We start from the raw sequence: 15293 nt of genomic DNA, 5'->3' as shown, positions 1-15293 counted from the left end.
GTTTTCTCGTATCAAGAGATTCTGTATAGCCTTGAGATATTATTCCGCAGGGACAGAAACGGCAGTCGCCAGCGACTCTCGTACCAGATCAGTGGTGCTTAAAAGGGGATCGGGAACGTTGAGGGAACTTTCTAGCTCAGCTTCAATCCGCAATCGTTCGCAAGGAATCGTATCTGACAAGATTGCACTTGCCATCATACCTGTATGAACTTCAAGCATCGCTAAAGACAGAGCTTCAAAAATTAGACGTTGTCCCGGAAAGACCACCCGCTCAAAATACCAATTAGGGACATTGGTGATGCGAACGATCTGAATTTTGCTGGTGGCATTGACATAGCAGCAGAGGACGCCGTCGCCAAAATCAGACGGTAAGGGATCAAAGATTTGAGACATAAGCTTAGGAGGAGCTTCATCTAAGATTTGCATTTACCTATGAACCTTAACATCTGCGATCCCTACGGGCTGTAAACCCGACTACCAAGCGCTTCCTGCTGACAAGATACTAAGAATAGTAAAGCAATTTATCCTGACAGTCTGCTTCATAGACTCCTGGTTTCGCAGAAACGTCATGCAGTCCCGGAGAGTCGGTGGTATCGTGAAGTTATATAAACAATCTTTCAGAATTCTCATCCCCACCGGATGACTGCAAACGAGTTGTGTGCGCACTGCCCCTCCCTGGTTTGTCCTGGGGCGATCGCAAAATTATAGTGAGTCAGGATAAATCCCCATGGAAAATCGTATCCTCTACGTCCGCCTTCCTTGTAATCCGATCTTTCCGATCGGGGTCGTGTATCTGGCAGATCACGTTCACAAACAGTTTCCCAGCGTAGAGCAACGGATTTTTGATTTGGGAACGATCCCGCCACTAGATTTTGGTTCGGCACTCGATCGCTGTATTGATGACTTTCGCCCCACTTTGCTGGTCTTCTCCTGGCGCGATATTCAGATCTATGCGCCTGTGGGGGGTCGGGGTGGCAATCCCCTACAAAACGCGTTTGAATTTTATTACGCCCTCAATCCTCTGGTAAAACTGCGGGGTGCGATCGGGGGATTGAGGATGGTGACGTCTTATCTGGCAGAACTTCAGCAAAATTTAGGGCTGATCAGACGCGGCACCAAACGAGCAAAGCGCTATCATCCCGAAGTTCGTACCGTCGTCGGTGGGGGTGCGGTCAGTGTGTTTTACGAACAATTGGGAACGATGTTGCCCAAAGGCACCATCATCTCCGTGGGTGAAGGCGAAGCCCTATTAGAAAAATTGTTGAACGCAGACGATTTTTCGGGTGAACGGTGTTATGTCGTGGGCGAAACCAAACCTCGCGATCGCATGATTCACGAACAACCTGCCCCGATTGAAAAAACGGCTTGCGATTACGACTACATCGGTAGCATCTGGACAGAATTTGAGTATTACCTGCAAGAACAAGACTTTTACGTCGGGGTGCAAACCAAACGGGGGTGTCCTCATAACTGTTGCTACTGCGTTTATACCGTGGTCGAGGGTAAGCAAGTTCGGATTAATCCGGCAGACGAAGTGGTCAAAGAAATGCGCCAACTTTACGATCGGGGTGTGCGCAATTTCTGGTTTACGGATGCTCAGTTCATCCCCGCCCGTAAATTTATCGACGATGCGGTAGACCTGCTGCAAAAGGTTCTAGAGGCTGGCATGGAAGATATCCACTGGGCAGCCTATATTCGAGCTGATAATCTCACGCCCGAACTCTGCGATCTGATGGTAAAAACCGGCATGAATTATTTTGAGATCGGCATTACCAGCGGATCTCAAGAGCTGGTGCGCAAGATGCGAATGGGCTATAACCTGCGCACAGTGCTAGAAAACTGCCGTGATCTCAAAACCGCAGGCTTCGATGCTCTGGTTTCGGTCAACTATTCTTTTAATGTGATCGATGAACGTCCGGAAACGATTCGCCAGACGATCGCCTATCACCGCGAGTTAGAGCGAATTTTTGGTGCCGATAAAGTAGAGCCAGCCATTTTCTTCATTGGGCTGCAACCCCACACCCATCTAGAAGACTACGCTTTTGAACACAACATTCTCAAGCGCGGCTACGATCCCCTCGCGATTCACTTGCCCTGGGTTGCCAAAAAATTGCTGTGGAATCCAGAACCCCTCGGTTCTATGTTTGGTGACGTCTGTCTGCAAGCCTGGAGGCAAAATCCCGACGACTTTGGGCGCGAGGTGATGAAGATTTTGGAACAACGCTTTGGTTGTGCGCCCCTAGAGGAAGCCCTGTCTGCCCCTGTTGAAGCTGATCGGAAAAAAGTATTGCTGACCGTCTAACTGGATTAGGGGTATTGAGAGAGCCGCGCGGAGCGCGGCTCTCTCAATACCTTCTACTGCGCACCCTTGAGGGGGACTATGGCGTCAGCGACGATATTGACCGGGTGTAACGCCCATCATGCGTTTGAATTGTCGGGTGAGGTGGCTCTGATCGGCAAATCCTGTGAGCTGGGCAACGTCGGTAATTGAGTAACCCGCTGCCAGCAAATCTTTGGCTCGATACAACCGCACCTGGGTCAGATACTCGTGGGGTGGTAGTCCGACGTGCTGCCGAAAGCTGCGCAGGAGATAGTAAGGGCTGAGGTTCGCGATCGCTGCCAGATCTGCTAATGCCGGATTGTCGGCGTAATGGGTATCAAGATATTGGCGCACATGGCGGATAGCTTGAGCTTCTTGACCCGCTGTTTTAAGCGTAGGGCGATCGCCAGCATATCGGGCAATCAGTTGGGTCATTGTCCACAACACGCGAGCATCTTGTTCTAACTGAGAGGGTTGCTGTTCCAGCGCGATGTGCAACCGCAAAATCAGCCCTGTCAGTTCTTCATCGTAGACAACAGGATTGGGGAAATACGGCATCGCACAGGCTTTCCCGGCTGCTTCCGAGGCGGCTTGCTGCAAAATTCTGACATCGGGATACAGCATCCGATAAATCCAACCGGCTTCAGAGGCAGCGTGTCCGGTATGAACCTCACCCGGATTAATCAGGGCAATACTGCCTGCCCCAGCCACATGGGTGGCACCCCGATAGGAAAATTCTTCCGCACCCTGTTGAATAATGCCGATCGCAAAGGTGTCGTGAATATGACGATTAAACGAGTGGGTAATGTAATGCGCTCGCAGCAACTCTATCTGGGGAGCCTGAGACGTTCCTGACCCAGAAGAACTCTGCCATCGCCAAAACTTGACCTGTTCACGCATGGTAGATACGCTGAGCGATCGTTCAAGATTAATACTAGAGTTGCAACCCCTCAATTTTGCAACATGGGGGCTGAGGGCGCAGTCCCCACGCAGGGATGGAACTCCTGCACCCCTGTCGTAAAACTTTTAGTTGGGTTTACTCGTTTGCTGCTAATAGTAGGACGCTTTAAACATCCTCTTATGACAACTGGCGATAACGCGAATTGGATGTGTTCCACGAATTTATAACATTAGCCTTTTAGACAGGTTTTTAAATTGCCTTCAGACTAAACACCATGGCAAATTTATACCGCATTTGTATCTCTGGAAAACCCCCGATCAGGTTAAGTTTTCAACCCTCCATAGCTATTGGATTCGTAAGTTCTGATCATTAGGTTAAGACAGGGTTAATTTTCCCCCGAAGGGATGTTGTGTAGCCTCTAAAAAAATAAGAAGTGCCCAGACAAAATAAATCATCGAATTTGGAGGAAGTGCGAGCCGAAGGCTCGCACTTCCTCCAAATTAGGCGTGTCATTATTTCCGTTCATCTACTTAAACAGGGATTGGGATCAATTCCTCTCGTAAGTGACTCAAAGGGGACACAAACCTGATAGATTTAGCGGAGTATCCGTAAGCAAGGTTCGAGAGATGAAGGTCTTAGTTATTGGCGGTGATGGCTATTGCGGATGGGCAACGGCGCTTCACCTATCAAATCGGGGTTACGAGGTTGCGATTTTAGATAATTTGGTGCGACGACACTGGGATGCAGAACTTTGTGTTGAAACGCTCACACCAATTGCCCCTATTCAACAACGCCTCCAACGTTGGAAAGACCTGACAGGTAAAACCATCGACCTCTTTATTGGCGATATTAATAACTATGGGTTTCTTGAGAAAACCATGCTGGAATTTGAGCCAGGTGCCGTCGTGCATTTTGGCGAACAACGTTCGGCTCCTTTCTCAATGATTGACCGGGAACATGCTGTGCTAACCCAGGTGAATAATGTGGTCGGCACATTGAACCTGCTTTACGTGATGCACGAGCATTTCCCCGATTGCCATCTGGTTAAGTTGGGCACGATGGGTGAATATGGCACTCCCAATATTGATATTGAAGAGGGATACATCACCATTGAGCACAATGGGCGTAAAGATACCCTTCCCTATCCCAAGCAGCCCGGTTCTTTCTACCATCTCAGCAAGGTTCACGACTCGCACAATATCCACTTTGCCTGCAAAATTTGGGGTCTGCGGGCAACCGACCTGAACCAGGGTGTGGTGTATGGGGTGCTGACCGAAGAAACGGGGATGGATGAGTTGTTGATCAACCGCCTGGATTACGATGGTGTGTTTGGCACAGCTTTGAACCGTTTTTGTATCCAGGCTGCGATCGGGCATCCGCTCACAGTCTATGGTAAGGGGGGACAAACCCGTGGGTTCCTGGATATTCGCGATACGGTGCGTTGTGTAGAGTTGGCGATCGCCACTCCCGCAGATGCCGGTCAATTCCGCGTCTTCAACCAGTTCACTGAAATGTTTAGCGTTGGCGATCTGGCGCTAAAAGTGAAACAAGCGGGTAACTCCTTGGGGTTAGATATTGAAATCAACCACCTGGAAAACCCACGGGTTGAGCTAGAAGAGCACTACTTCAATGCTAAGAACACGAAGTTGCTTGATCTGGGTCTGCAACCGCATTATCTCTCTGATTCTTTGCTAGACTCGCTGCTAAACTTTGCCGTCAAATATAAGAGCCGAGTTGATCACAAAGAGATTCTGCCCAAAGTTAAATGGCGTGCTTAGATCTGTACTGTTTGCCAGGATCAAGGCTAAAAGGTAGAGGATAACGTGTGATCGTTTAGCCTTCGTCCTCATAGATCATGTGCCGCTGTTTCCTGACCTTCAGGATCGTGGACTTAATAAAACCTAATGATGTTTGGGGGAGCGACGGCTCTGCTCTCACTCCCTCAAACACAATCACAGGTTCATTAATGAATCATCCTCAAGGTCTGATTGTCTGCCTGATTTTTCCCACTATTTTTATTTCCCGAATATATGCGAATTGCCCTGTTTACTGAGACGTTTCTCCCCAAAGTAGATGGCATTGTAACTCGCCTAAGTCACACGGTGGAACATCTCCAACGGATGGGAGATCAAGTTCTGGTCGTGTCTCCGGATGGTGGATTGAGGGAATATAAAGGCGCTCAAATTTATGGGGTTCCGGGGTTTCCGCTGCCGCTGTATCCAGAGTTGAAGCTGGCATTACCTCGACCATCGATCGGTCAAGTTTTAGAAGAATTTCGCCCGGATTTAATTCATATTGTCAATCCTGCGGTGCTGGGCTTGGGGGGTCTATACTATGCCAAGTCTCAGGGGGTGCCGTTAGTTGCGTCCTATCACACCCATCTACCCAAATACCTGGAACATTATGGGTTAGGTATGCTGGAAGGGTTGCTCTGGGAGATCCTCAAGGCAATGCATAATCAAGCTCAGCTCAATCTCTGTACCTCAACGGCGATGCAAGAGGAGCTGACGAGCCACGGCATCGAGCGCGTAGAACTGTGGCAACGCGGGGTCGATACCGAACTATTTCAACCCCATTGGGCAAGTCAAGAGGTGCGATCGCAGCTCACCCAAGGTCATCCCGATAGTCCGCTTTTGCTCTATGTCGGTCGTCTGTCTGCCGAAAAAGAAATCGATCGGATCAAGCCAGTTTTAGAAGCGATCCCCAATGCTCGACTGGCGCTGGTTGGAGATGGACCCTATCGACAAGATTTAGAGAAAATCTTTGCGGGTACACCCACCTATTTTGCGGGTTATCGCACCGGGCAAGACCTGGCAGCCGTCTTTGCATCGGCGGATGCGTTTATCTTTCCATCTCGCACTGAGACATTGGGCTTAGTGTTACTCGAAGCCATGGCCGCGGGTTGTCCAGTGATTGCTGCTAATGCGGGCGGTATTCCAGATATCGTGACGGATGGAGTGAATGGCTACCTGTTTGATCCCCACGATGATCAGGGGGCGATCGCCGCAACGCAACGATTACTCAATCAATCTCAAGAGCGCGAAATCATGCGCCAAAATGCTCGACAAGAAGCCGAGCGTTGGGGATGGGCAGCGGCAACCCGTCAACTCAAACGCTATTACCAGACCGTGCTGTCGTCTCAATTCATGCAAACGGCTGCATAACCTGATCCCGGCAATCAAAACCTAGGTCAGACAGATATTGTTGATCCGCGAAAGGCACGAAAAATACGCCCAGAAGCTGAACGGTGAAGGGTTGAGACGCGGCACTCCGTGCCGCGTCTCAACCCTTCACCCTGCCTGATTCGATATCGCAGGGCTGTGCTCAAAATTATTGAGATTGGTATAAGCATATGCTTGTTAAAAAGCCGATGAGCATATAAATTTTTAATATCGAACTCGAGTGGAGCTGAGTTTACAACCTTCTGTAGCGATCGCCAAGATAGTTATAGTGAGTGCGTGAGAACGGCTGTGGATCATCAGATCTTGAGAGGTTCTCCAACCCTGGCAACTGTGGCAGATGAGGGTTACCCCATCCCGTTCATGCTTGCCAAACTTATAAAATCATGAATATATTGATCATTTCCAGTTGACCGACGAATCTGCCCTTAATTTTGCCTGGCACTCAACATCCTCAACAAGATCAAAAAAGTAGCTCCTAAATAATGCAGATCTCGTCCTCCATTCTGATAAGGCTCAGACCCATAAAAAATGGGATCCCATATCAGTCCAATGGAAATCTTATTTTTTAGTTTATTGAAAGACTAATTATGTTGCGACCCTTAAAGATGGCTCACTAATTCTACTGAGTTGCTTGCCATCTTTGTGGGGTGAGCCGCAAGATTAGGGTAAGTTTTAATTGGAAGCTCCTTACTTTGTAAGTATTTATGACAGCTCCCTCCTCGCATCTACAAAATTCTAACCTCGCAGACGATGCTGTTCCGACCATCAATGCTGAGATTTCCTCTAGCGATCAAGTCGTTGATGTTTCCGTTCGAAAAGTAGATGCGAAACAGGCCTCTGCTGGAAATGTGGTTGACGTAACCGTTGCCTCCGTAGAGATCGACGTTATATCATCCTCCGAACAAGAAATATTTTCTGGCTTGGTTACCGATCGGGTGACTGAGATTAAAGTGTTTAACGCTCCCAAAGATCCAGGGAGTGCGCTGGCACCTTCGACTGGCTCATTCTCGTCGTTTCTTGCGCCGCTCACCCAAGACACATTCAAGCAAGTTGTTAGTGATGTCGAACAAAAGCTGAGAGTGGTCAATCAAACCCTGTCGATGCTCGACGTACAGGGCTTTGAAACCATTCTGGAAGAAATGCTCAGTTCCATTACCTTCAAAACCGCTGAATTGCTGAATGCCGATCGCGCCAGTATTTTCTTGCTAGACGAAGAAAAAAATGAACTCTATTCCATCGTTGCTCAGGGCGCAGGGGGTGGCACGTTAGAAATCCGGATCCCTGCCGATCAGGGGATCGCTGGAGAAGTGGCAACGGCTAAGGAAGGCGTCAATATTCCGTTTGATTTTTATAATGATTCGCGTTCAGCGTTTGCTAAAAGTAAAGATCTGGAAACGGGATACCGCACGTATACGATGCTGGCACTGCCATTGCTGAATGATCAGAATGATCTGGTTGCAGTGGTTCAGTTGATCAACAAGCTGAAGCCCGGAAATGAGCCGGCATTGCCACTTGATCAAAAAATTGATCTAGAAGGGTTTACGGCGGAAGATGAGCAGGTCTTTCGAGATTTTGCACCTTCGATTCGGTTGATTTTAGAGTCGTCGCGTTCATTTTATGTAGCCACCCAAAAACAGCGGGCTGCCAGTGCCCTGATTGCAGCGACTGAGTCGCTGAGCCGCAGTAGTTTAGATTTAGATGACACCCTGAAACGGGTGATGGACGAAGCGAAAAAGCTGATGAATGCGGATCGCAGTACCCTGTGGTTGCTGGATCGCGATCGCAATGAAATCTGGACAAAGTTACCGAGTCAGGATGGCTCGTTGCGAGAAATTCGCTTACCCGTGGGAGTTGGGTTTGCCGGTAGAGTGGCAGAAACCGGGAATGTGTTGAATATTCCCTTTGATCTCTACACCAATCCCGACTCTGATACGGCACGCCATACCGATGAGCAAACTGGTTATCGTACCTGTAGTTTGCTTTGTATGCCCGTTTATGCCGACGATGAACTCATCGGCGTGACACAGCTGGTGAATAAGAAAAGACAGGGCGATTTTCCGGCTTACGATCCGGTGAATTGGCCGGAAGCCCCTGAATGTTGGCGGGCGAGCTTTAACCGCACCGACCAAGAGTTTATGGAAACATTTAATATTCAGGCAGGGGTGGCGCTAAAAAATGCCAAGCTATTTGCCACGGTCAAGCAGCAAGAGCAAATGCAGCGCGATATTTTGCGATCGCTCTCCAATGGCGTGATCTCAACCGATAAACAGGGATTGATTATTGCCGCTAATGAAAGTGCGAAGGAAATTTTAGGATTTTCAGATGACAAGAGTTTAGAAGGTCGCTCGATCTGCGAATTGATCTGGACGGAAAAGGGTGATTTCCAAAAGTGGTTTAACTCAGCCTTAGAAGCGAAAGAAGATAAAAGTCGCCAGCAATACTATCCTGACCAGACTCTGCAATCGGTGACCAAAGCGGAGCAGCACAGCGTCAACCTTTCAATCAACACGATCGCCGATGCCAATGATAGCCAGAAGGTGTCTGGGGTGCTGGTGGTCATGGATGACATTAGCGATGAAAAGCGGCTGAAGAGTACGATGTATCGCTACATGACCCAAGAATTGGCAGAGCAGTTGCTCAGCAGTGGTGATGCCAAATTAGGAGGCGATCGCAAAGAAGTTTCGGTACTCTTTTCTGATATCCGTAGCTACACGACGCTGACTGAAAGTATGGAAGCTGAAGAGGTCGTTGCCTTACTGAATGACTACTTTGAGGCAATGGTCGATGCCGTCTTTACGTACAAAGGGACTCTGGATAAATATATTGGCGATGCCATTATGGCGGTTTTTGGCTCACCCTTGCCGCTTGAAGATCACGCCTGGATGGCAGTGCAAACGGCGATCGAAATGCGTCGGCGGCTGACCCTGTTTAACGAACCTCGTCCAGACAATCGCAAAATCAAAATTGGTATCGGCATTAATTCCGATAGCGTGATTAGTGGCAATATTGGCTCTAGTCGGCGCATGGAATTTACGGCTATCGGAGATGGTGTTAACCTTGGCTCCCGCTTGGAAAGCGCCAGCAAACTTTATGGCTGCGATATTTTGTTGAGCGAATCTACCTACAAACCTTGTGCAGATAAGGTTTTGGTTCGAGAACTCGATCGCATTCGGGTCAAAGGCAAAAACCAACCTGTCAGTATTTACGAATTGGTTGGACTTAACGAAGCTCCCGTATCGGATGAGACCAAGCAGTTAATTGAGCTCTATCACAAGGGTAGAGAGAACTATCTCAATCGCAAATTTACCCGCGCTATGATGGAATTTGGCACGATTTTAGAAGAAATTGATAGCCACGACAAACCTGCTTCTATGCATCTCAAACGCTGCCAGTACTGGCTACAAAATCCGCCCAGCGATGAAACCTGGGATGAAGGCGTCTGGACGCTGACTGAGAAATAGGCTGAGGTCTCCAGTGGTCTGTCAATTACAGTGCTTTACGCTTGAGTAAGCTCACGCCAATTCCTGGTCACGTGACAGTTGCGGAAGTTCCACATCATTTGCTTTTCATTCCGTAGCCTGTGCACTATACTCAGAAGCGTGAGGAGTGAACTAAGGTGAAAAAGTTCCTGGAGTCGAAACATGGCAAGACGCCCAGGAACTTTTTTATTATTTAAAGTGATGTTGAGTTAGGCGTGAGTAGGTGATAGACCTGCTTGCGCCTAACTTTTTAGTTCTAAACTGCGCCACAAATACCAGGACGCTACTGACCGATAAGGCTTCCAGGTTTCACCCAACTGCTCGACTTGTTTTTTGTTGGGCAAGCTATCCAGTCCATAAACCTTTTGAATTCCCGATCGCAGTCCCAAATCATCGGTCGGCAAAATATCCAGGCGATCGAGTTGAAAGATCAGTAGCATTTGCACAGTCCATCGACCAATCCCTTTGACCTGAGTCAGGGTATGAATGATGATTTCATCGTCCATCTCTGCCAGTTCCGTCAGGGTCGGTAAGCCATCCAACACCTTTTGTGCCAGGTCTTTGATATAAGCTGCTTTTTGTCGGGAAACGCCTGCGCTGCGTAAAACGTCGTCGGCAGTGTTGAGTACTTCTATCGCCTGGGGATAAGAGGTCTGGGGATAAAGCTGGAGAAATCGTCTGTGAATCGTAGCCGCCGCCTTGGTCGAGAGCTGTTGATAGAGAATTTCACGGGATAGTGCAAAAAACAGGTCGCTATCCCGCGTCAACGGGTTGAGCTGACAACACCCAACCTGTTCGATTAAGGCGCTTAATATTGGATCTGATTGCTTCAGGTAGTGTACTGCGATCGCATAGTCCATCGCTGGGATCAATAATCATCCAATCGGATGAGCCATGAGAAGGATGAGTAGATTGTCTTTTACCGATTAACTTGATAAAGTTTCAAGTTCTCTACATCAGTATCGAACCAGAGGGAGCTTGAGAGCTAGACCTAGGCCGTACGAATTTGATTCTAATCTATTCCGGTAAAAGGCTATGAACTCCTCTCTTCACTCTCGGCTCATTTTATTTTTGCAGGACGAATTGGCAGTTCCTGAGAACTCTGTCGCGATCGCTCTTCATCATCGAGAACCTCTTTCCGCCAATCTAATCCCATTAGTGCTGTGGCAATATGGGCTGATTACGTTAGATCAACTGGATCGAGTGTTTGATTGGCTGGAGACGGCCTGACAGAATGTCATGTCTATCAGTGTTTCTTCAAGCGCTTCTCCAGGTGGCTAAACCCAGCCGCTACACGTCCACCCAACCCCTAGCCCGACCAGAGATAGACCCGTCAATATCCCCAAAATTGTCGAACGATTGTAGCCAGCGTGTTGCAGTTCCACCCGTGCTAATAGCTCTGTTGCGGCAATCATCAGCACATATTGAAACAGTTGAAACCACATTAGGGCGACGGCAATACCCAGGGCAGCAATTGAAATCGTTGTAAAATGACCCATTTCTGAATCAATCCATTGACGAATTGATCCTTTAAAGTCCTGAGAAAAACTTGCCAATAGCGTTGCCTGGGCGATCGCAAATACCATAACGGCTAACCAGACAATCCAGGGGACAGTCCAGTAAGCCAAAAAATATCCCAGAACACTATAGGTTGATAACAGCAAAAGCAAAGATAGCAAAAGAAGTTTCTTCACAGGGGCAGCATCTTGTTACCGTCTTTATCAATCCATCGTAAAGAGTTTCAGTTGTGTTGTCGGTGATGCCCAACACAACCACTCTCATCCAGATTTACATGTTTGGCAAAAAATAAGAATCAGTGGGGTTGCTGAATCTTTTGTTGACACTGGTTCATAAGGGTTTGTCTACTGACCTGTGGCAATCTTGCTGATATTGATCTCATCGGAGTAAAACAGTCCACGTTGCAGGTCCGACTACTCCATCGGGATCTAATTGATAATTCCGTTGCACGGCTCTCACAGCAGCTTCTGTTTCAGCACCAAAAACACCATCGATAACCCCGTCAAAAAAACCTGCCGCCCTGAGTCGTTCTTGTAATCGGGTAATGGCGGGTCCCCTCATGCCCACTCTGAGGATGGGCAATTCGACATAGCTGGGGTTGCCCGTTGCGGCTGATGGATTTGATTGGGTGGGCGCTGGTGATGGACTGGGGCTGGGGCTAGGGGTAGGACGAGGCGTTGGATTTGTTTCCGTTGGCGGGGTTTCTGATGTAGACGGGGAAGTCGGATCAGCGGAGGGTGTGGATGAGGGACTGCTGCCAGAGGTCGCTGGCGTAGTGGTTGACGTAGACGGTAAAAGCCGACTCCAGGTGACAGGACCGACAATCCCATCGGGTGCTAGACCAGCGGCTTGCTGAAAACTCGAAACGGCAAGCGCCGTTTCAGCCTCATAAAGACCATCAATCGGTCCATCGTAGTAGCCCAACAGTTTCAGCATCCCCTGTACTTCAGAAACAAACGTGCCAGTACTACCGATTTGCAAAATAGGTCGAGCGGCGGCGGTGTCTGAACTAGTTTGGGAGACTAATGCAGCTGTCGGTTGACCCCCAATCTGGGTTTGGTGAGCAGCGTTTAGCTCTCGTCCGATGGCAGGTGAATAGAGCAGGTTGAGACTGAAGACCCCAAAGAAGCTCAGCAGGCTACTGCAAATCAGCCCGTTGCAGAGGTACGGAGATGGGATGGTAGGAGATAAAGCAATCTGACGATCCGACGAGCGAGTCATTCTCTTGAACCTTTGGCAATGCAATGTTCGAGGCCACAATAATCCACAGTACTGTCAATTAAATCGCAATTGGGTTGCGCAAAGAGTATTTCAGCTCATCACCTGGCTTAACGCGATCGCATCAGGTTGCAAGCGAATTCAGTCAGGGGCACAGTGCCAGCGTTCGCAGCACTAGGCTAATTGATGAATTAAGGAATGAACTAGTTTTGCAGCGATCGCCCCTCTGCCTCAGCATTTTTGATACCAATCGTTACTCAAGCAATCTGCACTTGTTTTTAGGATCACAAATTAATTAAAACCCGGACGTTTATTTTTGGCAGCGCGGCGGAGCCGCGCTTTCAAAAATAAATCTTCGGGTGTATTTAATCCACGATCCTTAGGAGCGTGGATTAAATAAGATCGAATATTTGGATCGTTTGGAGGGGCGAACGGCCGTTCGCCCGTACAACAAATTATCGGAGTTATTTAATTCCCATTCCTTAGCGGGTTGTTGTAATGCGAATGATATACGGATCGTAGCGATCGTTCTCATGAGAGCCGACCCAAATTTGATAGGTTCCCGACAGCCATTGTCCGGCAATTCCAGGATTTTTGTCCTCATAGTCATCGTTGCACCAACTGCCACCGGGACCTCGAATCACAAGTGTCGTGTCTTCCGGGCTTTGAACGTGCAACTGCAAATAGTCAAAAAATTCAGTCAAGACCATGACATGATCTGGGGTTCTGTCTATGTACCCGGCACATGCGCCCGTTGCTGTTTCTGTCCGCCTTGAAACCTCACTAGCAACTTGAGGTCCGCCACTGATGCCATGGACGGTCGTGGGATTGGGAGTGAAACCAGGACTTAGCGTCACATTTTCAAAAATCGTTCTAGGTTCTTCCTGACCAAACTGAGCGTATGCAGGAATCTTGAGCCAAGCATTAGAACCCAGAAGCATCCCAAAAACTGCAAGCCCGACCTTAACGTTTAGACCTCTAGTTTGCATGGTGATTGCTTGAGCAAGAAATGAAAGTAGTTATGCGGATAGGGCGAAGACGGTCAAGCTAAGAATCCTGTTCCTGTTCTCGTCCCCCAAACTAGCCTACTCTACTGAAGATCGCTATTCAACACATCGATGAATTGCTGAAGCTGTTCAATTGGACTTGCGGCAAAGTAACTCTTACGAGTAAGATTATAGACTGTGGAAAATTTTGGATAATTTAGGCAAGCTCATGCCCAAGCTCAAGACTCGTAAGGCTGCTGCGAAGCGCTTTAGACGCAGTGGTAGCGGTAAGATCATGCGCCGCAAGGCTTTCAAAAATCACATGTTGGAACACAAATCTGCAACTCGCAGAAGTCGTCTTTCTAAGGCGGCTGTGGTGAATGAGCGCGATGCTGAAAATGTGGAATTGATGCTCCCCTATCTGTAAGGGGAATTGACAAAGCACTCATTCCAGATACCAAATGATGGCTAAATATCTTAGATAAGGGAATATCTCATGACACGCGTTAAGCGCGGCAATGTTGCTCGGAAGCGCCGCAAAAAAATTCTCAAGCTGGCTAAAGGGTTTCGAGGGTCTCACTCTCGGCTGTTTCGGACTGCTAACCAGCAGGTCATGAAAGCGTTGCGGAACGCTTACCGCGATCGCCGTAAGCGTAAACGCGATTTCCGTCGTCTCTGGATCACTCGGATCAATGCGGCGGCTCGTACTCATGGCATTAGCTATAGCCAATTGATTGGTAGCCTGAAAAAAGCTGACATTCAGATCAACCGCAAAATGCTGGCACAAATGGCAATTTTAGACCCGACTGGTTTTGGTAAAGTCGTGGAAACGGCAGTTAATCAGTCTAAACGTTAAGCGGTTCATGCGAAACCGTTTCCGACATCTAAAATGGGTCATGCGATTAATGTTGATAGGGGCGCAGGTAGCTGCGCCTCTATTTCTGCTGTCGTCTGCCCAAACGGCAGAGTTAGATGAGATTCGGGAACGAGGGTATTTGATTGTAGCGGTCAAAGATAATCTTCGTCCGTTAGGTTTTAGAGGAGAAACAGGGCAGTTAGAAGGGTTGGAAATTGATCTGGCGAGACAACTGGCTGCGGAATTGTTAGGCGATCCGCAAGCCGTTGAGTTTCGTCCTGTCGCCAATTCCGATCGATTGGCAGTTGTTTTAGACGACACCGTAGATTTAGCGATCGCCCATATCTCTTCAACAGGACCTCGGTCGCGGCTAGTAGACTTTAGTGTGCCGTATTATTTAGACGGAACGGCGTTTGTCGCGCGTGATCCAGCCGTTCAACGTTTGTCTGACCTGTCACAACAGCCGATTGCGGTGCTGAATGGCTCTGCCACCATTGCTGTCGTGCGATCGCAACTTCCGAGTACCCGCCTGGTGGGCGTCGATTCCTATCAAGCAGCGTATGCACTCCTGGAGTCCAATCAGGTTCGTGCTTTTGCGGCAGATGCCAGCGTCTTAGCCGGATGGATTCAAGAGTATCCCAACTATCATTTGTTGCCAACGTTACTGGACGGGGATGCCGTTTGTATTGCTATGCCACGCGGCTTACAATACGACGATCTGAGGCAGCAGGTGAATCGAGCGATCGCCCAGTGGTACGACAATGGGTGGCTTCAGGAACGAATCACCTATTGGGGGCTGCCCCGATAGATATGTCCTGCGGCTTCGAGTGGCG

14 protein-coding genes are annotated in these 15293 nt (G+C 48.6%); 8 read left to right on the top strand and 6 right to left on the bottom strand.

Annotation, left to right across the window (positions count from 1 at the left end):
• Positions 1-39: 39 nt before the first annotated feature.
• Complete coding sequence (locus ACR6Z4_RS03735) at positions 40-393, bottom strand: DUF1830 domain-containing protein (RefSeq protein WP_479715874.1); 354 nt, start codon at positions 391-393, stop codon at positions 40-42.
• Between the two features lie 334 nt (positions 394-727).
• On the opposite strand from ACR6Z4_RS03735, the gene ACR6Z4_RS03730 reads away from it, so the two are divergent.
• Positions 728-2302: a photosystem II high light acclimation radical SAM protein gene (locus tag ACR6Z4_RS03730; protein ID WP_479715873.1), complete on the top strand. Its 1575-nt coding sequence runs from the start codon at positions 728-730 to the stop codon at positions 2300-2302.
• Positions 2303-2386: 84 nt separating this feature from the next.
• Here ACR6Z4_RS03730 and ACR6Z4_RS03725 read toward each other — a convergent pair whose 3' ends face one another.
• Positions 2387-3220 carry an AraC family transcriptional regulator gene (locus ACR6Z4_RS03725; RefSeq protein WP_479715872.1) on the bottom strand — a complete coding sequence of 278 codons (834 nt, stop codon included), beginning with the start codon at positions 3218-3220 and terminating at the stop codon, positions 2387-2389.
• Positions 3221-3847: 627 nt separating this feature from the next.
• Between ACR6Z4_RS03725 and ACR6Z4_RS03720 the strand changes: the two genes are divergently transcribed.
• From ACR6Z4_RS03720 to ACR6Z4_RS03710, 3 genes are all read left to right on the top strand, one after another.
• Positions 3848-4999 (top strand): NAD-dependent epimerase/dehydratase family protein, encoded by a 1152-nt coding sequence (locus ACR6Z4_RS03720; protein WP_479715871.1) that lies wholly within the window; start codon positions 3848-3850, stop codon positions 4997-4999.
• 252 nt (positions 5000-5251) lie between these two features.
• A complete protein-coding gene (locus ACR6Z4_RS03715) occupies positions 5252-6385 on the top strand; it encodes a glycosyltransferase family 4 protein (RefSeq protein WP_479715870.1) in 1134 nt (377 codons plus the stop codon).
• A 722-nt stretch (positions 6386-7107) separates the two neighbouring features.
• Positions 7108-9864 carry a GAF domain-containing protein gene (locus ACR6Z4_RS03710; RefSeq protein ID WP_479715869.1) on the top strand — a complete coding sequence of 919 codons (2757 nt, stop codon included), beginning with the start codon at positions 7108-7110 and terminating at the stop codon, positions 9862-9864.
• Positions 9865-10124: 260 nt separating this feature from the next.
• Here the strand turns inward: ACR6Z4_RS03710 and ACR6Z4_RS03705 are convergent, their stop codons facing one another.
• Positions 10125-10742, bottom strand: a complete 618-nt coding sequence (locus tag ACR6Z4_RS03705) for a DNA-3-methyladenine glycosylase family protein (protein ID WP_479715868.1) — start codon at positions 10740-10742, stop codon at positions 10125-10127.
• A gap of 175 nt (positions 10743-10917) precedes the next feature.
• On the opposite strand from ACR6Z4_RS03705, the gene ACR6Z4_RS03700 reads away from it, so the two are divergent.
• Positions 10918-11112: a DUF2949 domain-containing protein gene (locus ACR6Z4_RS03700; RefSeq protein WP_479715867.1), complete on the top strand. Its 195-nt coding sequence runs from the start codon at positions 10918-10920 to the stop codon at positions 11110-11112.
• A gap of 47 nt (positions 11113-11159) precedes the next feature.
• On the opposite strand, the gene ACR6Z4_RS03695 is transcribed toward ACR6Z4_RS03700, so the two are convergent.
• From ACR6Z4_RS03695 to ACR6Z4_RS03685, 3 genes are all read right to left on the bottom strand, one after another.
• Positions 11160-11561: a hypothetical protein gene (locus ACR6Z4_RS03695; RefSeq protein ID WP_479715866.1), complete on the bottom strand. Its 402-nt coding sequence runs from the start codon at positions 11559-11561 to the stop codon at positions 11160-11162.
• Positions 11562-11778: 217 nt separating this feature from the next.
• On the bottom strand, positions 11779-12621 hold the full coding sequence (locus ACR6Z4_RS03690) for a peptidoglycan-binding domain-containing protein (RefSeq protein ID WP_479715865.1): 843 nt from the start codon (positions 12619-12621) through the stop codon (positions 11779-11781).
• Positions 12622-13100: 479 nt separating this feature from the next.
• Positions 13101-13559 carry a hypothetical protein gene (locus ACR6Z4_RS03685; protein ID WP_479715864.1) on the bottom strand — a complete coding sequence of 153 codons (459 nt, stop codon included), beginning with the start codon at positions 13557-13559 and terminating at the stop codon, positions 13101-13103.
• A 274-nt stretch (positions 13560-13833) separates the two neighbouring features.
• On the opposite strand from ACR6Z4_RS03685, the gene rpmI reads away from it, so the two are divergent.
• From rpmI to ACR6Z4_RS03670, 3 genes are all read left to right on the top strand, one after another.
• Entirely contained in the window at positions 13834-14031 is a 198-nt protein-coding gene (rpmI, locus tag ACR6Z4_RS03680) for a 50S ribosomal protein L35 (RefSeq protein ID WP_479715960.1), read from the top strand.
• A 69-nt stretch (positions 14032-14100) separates the two neighbouring features.
• Positions 14101-14460 carry a 50S ribosomal protein L20 gene (gene rplT / locus ACR6Z4_RS03675; protein ID WP_479715863.1) on the top strand — a complete coding sequence of 120 codons (360 nt, stop codon included), beginning with the start codon at positions 14101-14103 and terminating at the stop codon, positions 14458-14460.
• A 40-nt stretch (positions 14461-14500) separates the two neighbouring features.
• Positions 14501-15268 (top strand): transporter substrate-binding domain-containing protein, encoded by a 768-nt coding sequence (locus ACR6Z4_RS03670; RefSeq protein ID WP_479715862.1) that lies wholly within the window; start codon positions 14501-14503, stop codon positions 15266-15268.
• The last annotated feature ends 25 nt before the right edge of the window (positions 15269-15293 follow it).

It is taken from the genome of Calyptranema fuscum S582 (assembly GCF_055793305.1).
This window is presented reverse-complemented; position numbering and strand designations above follow the sequence as displayed.

Bases quoted from the DNA above. Each gene is read 5' to 3' on its own strand.
- ACR6Z4_RS03735 (WP_479715874.1), bottom strand. From the start codon at position 393: ATGTCTCAAATCTTTGATCCCTTACCGTCTGATTTTGGCGACGGCGTC.
- ACR6Z4_RS03730 (WP_479715873.1), top strand. From the start codon at position 728: ATGGAAAATCGTATCCTCTACGTCCGCCTTCCTTGTAATCCGATCTTT.
- ACR6Z4_RS03725 (WP_479715872.1), bottom strand. From the start codon at position 3,220: ATGCGTGAACAGGTCAAGTTTTGGCGATGGCAGAGTTCTTCTGGGTCA.
- ACR6Z4_RS03720 (WP_479715871.1), top strand. From the start codon at position 3,848: ATGAAGGTCTTAGTTATTGGCGGTGATGGCTATTGCGGATGGGCAACG.
- ACR6Z4_RS03715 (WP_479715870.1), top strand. From the start codon at position 5,252: ATGCGAATTGCCCTGTTTACTGAGACGTTTCTCCCCAAAGTAGATGGC.
- ACR6Z4_RS03710 (WP_479715869.1), top strand. From the start codon at position 7,108: ATGACAGCTCCCTCCTCGCATCTACAAAATTCTAACCTCGCAGACGAT.
- ACR6Z4_RS03705 (WP_479715868.1), bottom strand. From the start codon at position 10,742: ATGGACTATGCGATCGCAGTACACTACCTGAAGCAATCAGATCCAATA.
- ACR6Z4_RS03700 (WP_479715867.1), top strand. From the start codon at position 10,918: ATGAACTCCTCTCTTCACTCTCGGCTCATTTTATTTTTGCAGGACGAA.
- ACR6Z4_RS03690 (WP_479715865.1), bottom strand. From the start codon at position 12,621: ATGACTCGCTCGTCGGATCGTCAGATTGCTTTATCTCCTACCATCCCA.
- ACR6Z4_RS03685 (WP_479715864.1), bottom strand. From the start codon at position 13,559: ATGCTTCTGGGTTCTAATGCTTGGCTCAAGATTCCTGCATACGCTCAG.
- rpmI (WP_479715960.1), top strand. From the start codon at position 13,834: ATGCCCAAGCTCAAGACTCGTAAGGCTGCTGCGAAGCGCTTTAGACGC.
- rplT (WP_479715863.1), top strand. From the start codon at position 14,101: ATGACACGCGTTAAGCGCGGCAATGTTGCTCGGAAGCGCCGCAAAAAA.
- ACR6Z4_RS03670 (WP_479715862.1), top strand. From the start codon at position 14,501: ATGCGATTAATGTTGATAGGGGCGCAGGTAGCTGCGCCTCTATTTCTG.